The sequence below is a fragment of the Candidatus Protofrankia californiensis genome, assembly GCF_900634765.1.
In the GTDB taxonomy this organism is placed as follows: Bacteria; Actinomycetota; Actinomycetes; order Frankiales; family Frankiaceae; genus Protofrankia; species Protofrankia californiensis.
In genome coordinates, this window is record NZ_CAAAFT010000487.1 from 27,139 (window position 1) to 29,371 (window position 2,233).

General features: G+C 69.0%; 2 protein-coding genes. One reads left to right on the top strand and one right to left on the bottom strand.

From position 1 onward, the window contains the following. Nucleotides 1-34: 34 nt before the first annotated feature. Nucleotides 35-517, bottom strand: coding sequence for a phage holin family protein (locus tag DD1DGNOD_RS25200; protein WP_131768811.1), 483 nt, complete (start codon nucleotides 515-517; stop codon nucleotides 35-37). 560 nt (nucleotides 518-1,077) lie between these two features. Here DD1DGNOD_RS25200 and DD1DGNOD_RS25205 point away from each other — a divergent pair. Continuing rightward, nucleotides 1,078-2,193 carry a hypothetical protein gene (locus DD1DGNOD_RS25205; RefSeq protein WP_131771170.1) on the top strand — a complete coding sequence of 372 codons (1,116 nt, stop codon included), beginning with the start codon at nucleotides 1,078-1,080 and terminating at the stop codon, nucleotides 2,191-2,193. The last annotated feature ends 40 nt before the right edge of the window (nucleotides 2,194-2,233 follow it).

The window sequence follows — 2,233 nt, forward strand, 5'->3', positions numbered from 1 at the left end:
GGATCGGTTCAGCGGATCGGTTCAGCGGATCGGTTCAGCGGACGGGCACGGTGTCCTGCTGGCGGCTGGCCGAGCGTCCGTTGGAGTGGTTTGCGCCGGAACCTCCGATCGCCGTCGGATGCTTCAGCCACGCGATATCGTCCCTGACCGTCTGCAACGTACGCTCCGGTGGCGAAAGCTTCTTCAGGCGCCTGGCCGCGAGCAGGCCCAGCAGGGCGGCGACGACCACATAGAGCAGAGCCGTCAGGAAGTACGACCAGAACCGCTCCACCCCGGCCCAGGTGAACAGCTCACCGAGCCCGATCGTGACCGCGATCAGCGCGCCGACCCCGAGACCGGCCGCGCCGACGAGGAGCCCGGCACCGAGCCCGGCGGACAGAGCCTGCTGCGACAGCTCCGCCTTCGCGAGGTTGATCTCCTGTCGGACGAGTAGTGACATGTCCCGGGTCGCGACGGCGACGAGCTCACCGAGCGTCGCCTCCCGACCGGCTGAGCGGTCCTGCGTAGGGGTCGACACCGTTGATCCTCCTTCTGGGCACGGGCTGTCCTCCACGGACACGGACGCGGCTACCGCTCGGCGCTGGGCACGGCATCACGGGCCGCCTGACAGCGTCCAGGTCACCACATGGTGCCCGATGGCAACAGCCCAACACATCCACCGCTCATCCATGGTCGTCAAGCGCGGTTGTACAACGTCCGAGAACGTCCGAAACGGCCGTCGGCCTCCCCGCGGTCCCGCGGTTCCCCGGGCCCGGCGAAATCCGGAATCAGCACCGCCTTCGGAGCTTTCTCTGCGCAGTCTGCCGTGTCCGGCGCCGGTGCGCGGCCCGGACGCATTGTGATGCCTACACCCGGCCGGTTCGGGCCGTCCCGACCGGACCTGTGGATACCCACGACGTGACAGACGGATGGTGATCACGTCCCGTTCGCACCCTTGCCGGAACCGGCACGGCCGCCAACACGAACGCCGATCACGCAGCGCCCCACCCCGATACAACCGGCAGGACTTTTCGACCACCGGTCCGTACCGAGGCCGGCCAGCCGTCCATGCGGAGGCAAGACGGTAGCGTACGGACAATGACCGCCGCTATCGGGTCGGATCCCCTTGCCCGTCTCACCGCCCTGCCAGGCGTTCCGGACGCGGTCACCGCGGCCCGATCGTCCGTCGACGCCCTGCTGCGCCACCGGGTCATGCGTCGCGGCAGCGCCAAGGTAACGGCTGAAGTGTCGCTGCGGGCCGCTCGTGCATCAGCGGCTCTGGAAGGTTACGACGTCGGGTTGGAGACCCTGCGCGCACACCTGGGTCGTGATCTGCCGATGGCGGCGTTCAGCACCGGTTCCCCTACTGGCACCGACTTCCCCGCTGACGCTGGTTCTCCCGCCGATACCGGGGGCGCTGCGATGAGCGGGCCCACGGGCGAAGAGTCCGCCGGCAACGCGGCGTATACCAGCGCCACGCTTGACACCAGCGTCACGCTCGGCGCAGTTCGGCTTTACGCCGAGCTGGGAACGCTCTGCGGCGCCTGGGAACGGGCACCACGACAGGCACTCGCCCGGATGCACGTGCTTGCCGCCCACGGCCTCGTCGCCGACACCGATCTCGGCCGACCGAGAATGTCGGATCGCTTCGCCCCCCCGTCCGCAGCCATCGTCCCCGCTGGTCAACCGGCTTCCGTCTCCGCTGGTCAGACAGCTTCCGGCGGCGCGCACGCACCAGTGATCGTGGCAGGAAGTGCGGATCCGGCAGATCCCCTCGGCCTGGGCCCGGCGCCCTCGCCCACCGAGACCGCCGCGCGGCTAAGCGGGCTCACCGAGTTGCTGTTGGCCCGAACCTCCGCTCCAGCAATCGTCGTGGCCGCGATCGTGGAGGGCGAGCTGCTGACCATCCGCCCGTTCGGCACGTTCGACGGGATCATCGCCCGAGCGGCGGGACGGCTGGTACTCATCAGCCGCGGTCTCGATCCGAAAGCCGTGACCGCAACGGAAGTGGGGCACATCGAATCCGGGCGGATCGCCACCGGTGAGACGGCAACCGGTGACACGACCACCAGCGTCTACGCCGGCGCTGCCCGCGCCTACGCCACGGCGGGCGCCGAAGGCGTCAGCCAATGGATCATCCACTATGCCCGCGCGCTGGAACTGGGTGCCCGTGAGTCCCTGGCCATCTGCGAGGCCGTCGCCCGGGCGAACTAGGGTGTGTTTGGAAAGTCGGTCATCGGAGCCATTCGTTGAT

Excerpts from the sequence above, each read along its gene's own strand:
- DD1DGNOD_RS25205 (WP_131771170.1), top strand. The coding sequence starts at position 1,078 with ATGACCGCCGCTATCGGGTCGGATCCCCTTGCCCGTCTCACCGCCCTG.